The following is a 6,759-nucleotide window of genomic DNA, read 5'->3' as shown; positions in this document are numbered from 1 at the left end:
CATCGGCGTGAAGATGCCAAGCCGGTCATCGGAAATGTCATCCCGCAGGATTTCCAGCGTCGATTCGAACTTGCGGTTCTGGATGGTGAAGCCGTTGGCGACCAGGTTCTTGACGTTGCGCGGCCCAAGCCATTCGCGCATCGCCGGGAAGCTGCCCAACCAGCCATAGGTTTCATCGCGGCTGGCAGAGGGCACGGTCATCACGATCTGATCGGCAAAGGCCGCAGCCTGGATCATCGCGTCGGTGACGACGGTCTTGAAGCCCTTGAAGGCGAGGTCGAGAACTTGGGCATTGATGATCATGGTTCGGTCCTGTTCCGAGGTCAGCGCGGGGCTGCGCCAATGTTGGAACAGGTGTAACAGACCGGGAAAAGCCGAAACAGACGCAAGGGTTTGCGGGGGTATTTCGGATGGGTGAAATGTGCTGGCGGCAGGGCCTCGCCCCCGGTTTCCCGGAAACCCTGCATGGCGCTTCGACCCGAAGATCGTGCTACGGCCGCGAGAGTATCACCGTGTCGCGCCAGCCCCGGAAACATGCCCGGATGGGGGCTTTGCGTCAAGCCGACCCTCGCCCCCCGATCAGATTGTGAAATTAAACGCCATCCCGACGAAATTAAACGGGGTCAGTGGGTTTCGTGAGAGTAGGGGGCCGAAAACAGGCAAGCCCTCTCCACGGCCCGTTTTCGGGGGTGTTTGGAGCCGGGCTGAAAAGCGAAGGGCGGCACCTTCCGGCACCGCCCCTGCGTGGCGAGTCGAAGTCCGTCACGCGGCCTTGGACCTTGGCCGGGCCTTCCATGCTTTCAGGGCAGTGATCACCTTGCGCGCCGCGTCCAGGGTGAGGAAGCGCATGGAGCTGACCTTGTGGTGTTTCAGAAGCCAGCCGGTGAGCGCCTTCATCGTCGCACGTCGCCTGGTCGTGCAACTCGCGCCAAAGCTCGCGGATCAGCTCCAGCTGGGCATAGGTCGCCATGCCGGGGCGGTTGCCATAGCGCGGCGCACCCTTGGCCAAGGGCCGGAAGCCGCAATAGTCGGCAAAGCCCATCACCGCTTCAAATCCGGCCTGGTCAAGATCGTTGGACGTAGTGACGCCGGCGATCTTCACCAGCACCGCGCGGTAGGTTTCATCGTCCAACTTCAGCTTGGATGCGGCGACGTGCAGGATGGTCTTCTGGGGTCTGGTCAGGGTCATTGATTGCCTCCTTTCGGCAGCGAAGGTTGCAGGTGACGGGCGAGGTCCACCATCGTCTCGTTATGATTGGCGTGGGCCGCATCCAAGGCGCGGGACGTGAGTTCCGCAATGCAGGCAAGGCCAAAGTGTCCGTCATGGTCCCGCCCGTGCATGAGGTTGCCCAACAGGGCGAGGGCGTGTGTCGCCTGGTCGATCACGATGGGCAGGTCTTGCGCCGCTGCGAGGAAGCGCTTCGCCTCTTACGGTGTCAGAGTGATCTGCATCATGCATTCCCCCCTTGACCTTCGGCCGGGGCGGCATCCTCAAGCCGCTGGGTCAGCTGCGCCAGATGCTCGCCCTCGTTCTCGGCCAGTCGCCGGAAGTGCTGCGCGCAGATGTTGGCAACGCTGATCAGGCCGGGATTGGTGCCGTCGAAGTGCCCGAGAGAAAGCCCCTCATGGATCAGGTTGAAGACGTTGGCAGCATCCAAAAGGGCGTAGGGCATAAATTCCGATGCCGCTGCGCCGCGCTTGCGCTCGGCTTCATAAAGCTGCACCGTGACGGGCCGGGTGCGGTCATCCTGCGGGATGATGATGCTTTGCGGCTTGCTCATTGCACCGGCCCTCCGTCGATCCGCTCGGGTTGGCACATGCCGATGATAGTGGCGACGCCGTTCCCGAACTTTGCCGCGTCAGCCGCCCGATCCCTCAGCTGCTGCAACGTTGCCCGAAACGCCGAAAGTTCCAATGCGGGGGCTGCGCTCGCGGCTAGAAGATGATCCATTTCCGCGATTACCAGCGCCGGGAACTGGACGCAGACAAGAGCGACAAAACCGCCAAACTCGGTCATCGACGCGCCGTCCAGCCGAAGCTTCATTTCGAAGATATCACTCATCACACCGCACCCCCGGAAAAGAGCATCGCCTTCGCCAGGTGCGCGGCCGTGACGGGCGAGCCGTTGGCAAGGTTGCGCGCCATGGCAGAGGTTTCGGACATTTCCCGCAAGTTGCCGCGCTTGGCCCCGTGCAGGGCAATGGCCGCGGTCAGCTCGTCCGACTCCGGAAAGAACGAGCGGCTGATAGCCCGATATTCGGCCGCGTCTGGACGCGGCAGGTCCACATTGATCGGCGCGCGCGATTGCAGTGCATCGAACGTAGCTGACACCGCGCGACCGCCGCGAGTGAGGAAGTGATGGTTGCCGACTAGCAGAACACCGAAGGCGGGCGCGTCCCCCATGTGGTCGCGGGCGATCTGGCCCTGATCATAGGCGCTGCGCAGGGTTTCCAGCACGTTCGCCGCGAGGCGCTGGCATTCATCCACGATCAAGAGGATGCGCGGCCGAGGCTTGAAGGTCCGAAAGGGATAGCTGCGAAGCATCTGGCCCTTGAAGAACTCGTAAGGGTCCGCGCCGCCGTATCCGCCGAAGCCGAGGTCAAAGAGAAGCTTCTGATAGAAGCGATGCACCGACGCGCTCTTGTCGGACGGAGCTTCGAAGAGAAAGACCACATCATCGCCGTTGGTCAGGTCTTCCGCGACCTGCCGAAGCGCATAGGTCTTGCCGATGCCGACCGGCCCGCGAACGATGCCGAGCCTTGCGGTTTCAAGCAAGGTCTGGCCGATGTTCGCGAGTGTTGAATAGGCCCGCGTAGGGATGATAGGGGTTGGATCGTGCTTCGCAGACATGTGACCTCCTACGGTCTTGGGTTGCACAAGGGCAGTCAGCGGTTGCCTCCGCCGATTGCCCGCTTCGATTCCTGGGTCGCGATAATCGCGTTTAGACGGTCCATTTCCGCTTGAACGGCCCGTGCGCGTTCGTCGCGCAGCTCGTCTTCCGTCCGGCGCGGCTCGGTCTTGTTGATCACGCGAGCTTGGGTCCAGCGCTGCGGCTCTCGCGCCTTTGGCGGGGTCATATCGGCTGCAAGCTTCTGCATTTCAAAGGTGGAGACAGACCGGTCCAGGTCGCGCTCAAGTTCCCGCACCTAGCGGTTTGACGCGGCCTCAAGCCCCGCCTGGTAGCGGGCACCGGCACGGTCGCCATAGGCGAAGGTCGGGGCCAGTTCGATCCGTTCCGGCGCGCGGCCGGGCAAGTTGACCCATGCCTGGCCCCGGTCATTGCGCAGAGGTAGCAGGATCTCGACTTTCTCACCCGGCATCATCCGGTGCAGGACCGGGCCGTGATAAATCCGGTTGTCGATCTTCACGCTGCTTTGGGTCACGGCCCGTGTTTCCGGGCGGCTGAAAATCAGGTCGAAGACATCTTCCGAGGGTGTCCGCGCTTCAAAGCCGGTGGCCTCGATCTTCAATTCCAGCGCCTCTTTGGGGGACAGCCCCCCAAGCCGACTGGCCATGCCTTGGGGGCGGCTGTTGTAGATGGCGACACAGGCCGCGACGTCTTCCACCAGTTGGCCGAGGCCGCGCCGGTAGGGGGCCACCGGTTTGCCCTTGTTCGCGCTTTTCTTGTTGTCCCGCCGCCCACCAATCCATCCGGGAAGGCCTTTGAAGACCTGTTCAAGGATGTTGAAAAGGCCCTCGATCGACCCCTTCGAAGTAGGGCTTGGCGAGCGTCAGCCCGAATTGATCCTGGGCGAGGTATTCCAGCCGCCGCATCGCTTCGGCAAGGGCCGAGTATTCGCCGCCGTTGTCCAGGTAGAAGTGTTCCGGGATGCCCCCATGCGGGCACATGGTCACATAGGCTAGGGACTCGGCCACATCGGCTTGAACGATGCCCTGCCCCTTGGAAAGCAGGACTGGCGTCACCCACAGGAAGAGGCTCGACATATCCAGCCAAGCGATCAGCCGCAGTCGGACCGGCTCGGCCTGATCTTCCACCGCGATGTCAGCATAGTGCACGTCACCTTGCAGAAGACTCATCGGCCGGTCTGCCAGCGCGAGGCTCGCCCGGCCCACCGTCTTGTCCTGGTGGCGCTTGTGATCCTTCCGGGCGAGGTATGAGAGGCGATAGCGCTCAAGGTCGGCCCGCTCGGCCCACTTTACGTTGAGCTGGCAAAGGCCCCGCAGGACCGGCACCGGCAGTTGCGACCCGGCGTCGGCCGAAAGGCGGCACAGATGGTCACTGCAAAGGCGCAACGTCTCGCGGATCGACCTGCCGTCTGTCGCGACCAGGCTTTGGGCAATCCGCGTCACCCGCGCGGCAAGGGCAGCACGACGGTCCATCCGCAGGTCAATCCCCGCGTCCCATCCCCTGGTGAAAGTCACCCGTGCCTTGCCCTTGTCCGCGGGCAAGGCAGGGATCAGCCCGGCCGGGCCTTGCAGCTCATGCAGCCGCACCCAATCCCGGATGGTGGTGTCGGCAAGCCTGGTCGGGCATCCCCGGACAACGTTCCGCTCGGCCGCGATGCGACGGAAGGCCTCGACCCGCTCGGCCGAGCGTTTGGGGAGGTCCAGAACCGGCCGAATGATTCGCAGCCGGTCCGCTTGCTCTGCCCATTGCAACGGTTCGACCTTGCCGTTCAACTCGCCTTGAATGGGGGCTTCAAAGGGGCTTTCAAAGACCCCGAGCTTCGCCTTCAACTCGGCCGGGCAGCGGTCCACCGCCAAGGCCCAAACCTTTCCGCCTGCTCCGACAGACTGTCCCTTGATTGCGATCACCGGCAAGTGGTGACCCTTCCAGGGCTTTCCGTCGGCCGCATTTCGGAAAGCCACCTGGGCGGCGCGGACGCCGATACCCATTGAGGCGGCAAAGCTTTCCGGGGCGAGATACATCATGCGGCTTCCCGGACTTTGGCCAGGAATTGGGCCATGAGAGCCGTGGACTTCGGCCCGGTGCGCCGACCGGTCACTGTGAGCGTGACGGCTTGCCTGGTGAAGCCGTGAACCTTGCAGAAAGCCGCAAGCGACGTTCCGCGCTTCACCAGTAGCGCACGAACGTCTTTCAAAAGATCATCCGAGGGTGTATCAAGATGCAACATGGCGTGTTCCTTAGCGCCACACTTGGGCGCAATGCAACAATTTTATGTTGTATTGCGCCAGTCAAGGGGGTTGCCATGTCTGCCGACGTGGAAGAGGCAATCGCTGCGCTCAGGAAGCGCTTTCGGGTCGAGACCGATCAGGGCCTAGCCGACCGGCTACGGCTCGGCCGCAGCACGGTCACCAGCTGGCGCAGGCGCGGCACCGTCCCGGAACGTTACATGCGTCTTGCTTCTGAGCGGCCCACCTCTCTTCCCGACATACTCGACCCCAACTTTGACCCCGTGGAACGGGACGCTTGGGTGTTGGCTTTGGTGCGCCTAGTCTTGGGGGCGGGTGCTAGGATTACAGACTATCCGACGTTTTTGAGGGACGGCCCTTTCCTGCCGAAGCAACTGGCGGTAGGACTTGAGAAAGCGCTCCTAGACCTCAGCGCCCGCATGGAAGAAACGGGGTCGGACGATCCCCGACAAGCCCTCAACTTGATCGTCTTTGAGGACTTCTTCACCCCGAAGTGAGTTTCGCTAGTCCCTTCGCTAGCCATAGCCTTTAGCAACCAAATCAATAGCTTATCCTTCCGGTCCCATGTTACCAATTACGCCGGAAAAGAAAACGCTAACCCCCTGAAATCATTGGGTTGTGAAGGTCCGCAAACCTTCGTTGGTCAACGCGTTGTCTTCCGGCACAATTTGTCGCGCGTCACCACAAGCTTACTGACGCTTGCAGATGGGCGCTGATTGGGGCATTTGCAGCCGATCAGATCGAAAGGGATCACCATGGATTACGGCAAATCGGGGAACCCGAAGGGCGGCAAGCACGAGCCGAAGAACAAGGAAGGCCGCAGCAAGACCATCGCCGAGGTCGCCGAAGAGGCGCGCAAGGCCAAGGCGGAGCTGCTGGAGCGGATGAAAGCTGTGGCCGAGGCGAAGAAGAAGGGGTGAGTGCTGAGGGCCGGGCTGAAGCCCTGCCCAGAGTTTGTTTGTGCGGGACTGGTGGGGTGGCACCCTCCCTGCGCCCGCTTAGGAACGGCGTTCTGCTGTCACGATCACTGGGTGACGCAAAGTTTGGCCTTGTCGCTTGCCCAGCAGGCACCGATCAGCACAACCGCGCCAAGGGACACGTCTGACGTGTCGGCAAAGGGCGTGTCGTTCCAAAAGGCCTCACCAACTCCCGGTGCCTTGACGCGCACCTGTGCGGCATACTTTCCGTCGGTTGAGGCAATCGCAAACGCGCCGCCAGCGCCGATGCCATCCGTCAGGCAAGCGCCACGGATGATGTCAGCCCCCTTCACGATCAAAATGCATTCGGCGGGTTTGGTCAGACCGTCTTCGGCCGCGGCCGCCCCCGCCCAAAGCAAGCCCACGCCGATGAAAGCAGCCCGGAACATCAATGCCCGAGGATCTGGCTCAGGAACAGCTTCGTCCGGTCGCTCTTCGGGTTGTTGAAGAATTCCTTCGGTTCGTTCTGTTCGACGATCTGACCCTGATCCATGAAGATCACCCGGTTGGCCACGGCCTGAGCAAAGCCCATCTCATGGGTCACGCAGATCATCGTCATGCCTTCTTCGGCAAGCTGGATCATGGTGTCCAGCACCTCTTTGATCATCTCGGGGTCAAGGGCTGAGGTCGGCTCGTCGAACAGCATGATCCGGGGTTTCATGCACAG

General features: G+C 62.1%; 12 protein-coding genes and 2 pseudogenes. 2 read left to right on the top strand and 12 right to left on the bottom strand.

Annotation, left to right across the window (positions count from 1 at the left end; translation table 11 throughout):
- From RMO18_RS03875 to RMO18_RS03830, 10 genes and pseudogenes are all read right to left on the bottom strand, one after another.
- Nucleotides 1-303: Mu-like prophage major head subunit gpT family protein (locus RMO18_RS03875; protein ID WP_309664017.1), on the bottom strand; the 303-nt coding region annotated here is incomplete at its 3' end.
- Between the two features lie 20 nt (nt 304-323).
- Complete coding sequence (locus RMO18_RS03870; protein WP_309664016.1) at nt 324-467, bottom strand: hypothetical protein; 144 nt, start codon at nt 465-467, stop codon at nt 324-326.
- Between the two features lie 295 nt (nt 468-762).
- Nucleotides 763-1,189 (bottom strand): annotated as a pseudogene (locus RMO18_RS03865) (regulatory protein GemA).
- A 262-nt stretch (nt 1,190-1,451) separates the two neighbouring features.
- On the bottom strand, nt 1,452-1,781 hold the full coding sequence (locus RMO18_RS03860; RefSeq protein ID WP_309664015.1) for a hypothetical protein: 330 nt from the start codon (nt 1,779-1,781) through the stop codon (nt 1,452-1,454).
- Nucleotides 1,778-2,062 carry a hypothetical protein gene (locus RMO18_RS03855; protein WP_309664013.1) on the bottom strand — a complete coding sequence of 95 codons (285 nt, stop codon included), beginning with the start codon at nt 2,060-2,062 and terminating at the stop codon, nt 1,778-1,780. Before RMO18_RS03855 ends, RMO18_RS03860 begins: the two co-directional genes overlap by 4 nt.
- The gene (locus RMO18_RS03850) at nt 2,062-2,850 is read right to left on the bottom strand and encodes an ATP-binding protein (protein WP_309664012.1); all 789 of its coding nucleotides are present in this window, start codon (nt 2,848-2,850) and stop codon (nt 2,062-2,064) included. Before RMO18_RS03850 ends, RMO18_RS03855 begins: the two co-directional genes overlap by 1 nt.
- 35 nt (nt 2,851-2,885) lie before the next feature.
- On the bottom strand, nt 2,886-3,098 hold the full coding sequence (locus tag RMO18_RS03845; RefSeq protein ID WP_309664011.1) for a hypothetical protein: 213 nt from the start codon (nt 3,096-3,098) through the stop codon (nt 2,886-2,888).
- Nucleotides 3,099-3,146: 48 nt separating this feature from the next.
- Nucleotides 3,147-3,599, bottom strand: a complete 453-nt coding sequence (locus RMO18_RS03840) for a Mu transposase C-terminal domain-containing protein (protein ID WP_309664010.1) — start codon at nt 3,597-3,599, stop codon at nt 3,147-3,149.
- 76 nt (nt 3,600-3,675) lie between these two features.
- On the bottom strand, nt 3,676-4,893 hold the full coding sequence (locus RMO18_RS03835) for a hypothetical protein (protein WP_309664009.1): 1,218 nt from the start codon (nt 4,891-4,893) through the stop codon (nt 3,676-3,678).
- Entirely contained in the window at nt 4,890-5,096 is a 207-nt protein-coding gene (locus RMO18_RS03830; protein ID WP_309664006.1) for a hypothetical protein, read from the bottom strand. Before RMO18_RS03830 ends, RMO18_RS03835 begins: the two co-directional genes overlap by 4 nt.
- A gap of 75 nt (nt 5,097-5,171) precedes the next feature.
- Between RMO18_RS03830 and RMO18_RS03825 the strand changes: the two genes are divergently transcribed.
- Nucleotides 5,172-5,612 carry a helix-turn-helix domain-containing protein gene (locus RMO18_RS03825; protein ID WP_309664005.1) on the top strand — a complete coding sequence of 147 codons (441 nt, stop codon included), beginning with the start codon at nt 5,172-5,174 and terminating at the stop codon, nt 5,610-5,612.
- A gap of 258 nt (nt 5,613-5,870) precedes the next feature.
- Nucleotides 5,871-6,035: a hypothetical protein gene (locus RMO18_RS03820; RefSeq protein WP_309664004.1), complete on the top strand. Its 165-nt coding sequence runs from the start codon at nt 5,871-5,873 to the stop codon at nt 6,033-6,035.
- Between the two features lie 104 nt (nt 6,036-6,139).
- On the opposite strand, the gene RMO18_RS03815 is transcribed toward RMO18_RS03820, so the two are convergent.
- Together RMO18_RS03815 and RMO18_RS03810 are read right to left on the bottom strand one after the other, a co-directional pair.
- On the bottom strand, nt 6,140-6,481 hold the full coding sequence (locus tag RMO18_RS03815; RefSeq protein ID WP_309664002.1) for a hypothetical protein: 342 nt from the start codon (nt 6,479-6,481) through the stop codon (nt 6,140-6,142).
- Nucleotides 6,481-6,759 (bottom strand): annotated as a pseudogene (locus tag RMO18_RS03810) (amino acid ABC transporter ATP-binding protein); the annotation flags it as partial. The gene RMO18_RS03815 and the pseudogene RMO18_RS03810, both read right to left, overlap by 1 nt.

The sequence above is a fragment of the Tabrizicola sp. genome (assembly GCF_031377265.1).
In the GTDB taxonomy this organism is placed as follows: Bacteria; Pseudomonadota; Alphaproteobacteria; order Rhodobacterales; family Rhodobacteraceae; genus JAUYQR01.
This window is presented reverse-complemented; position numbering and strand designations above follow the sequence as displayed.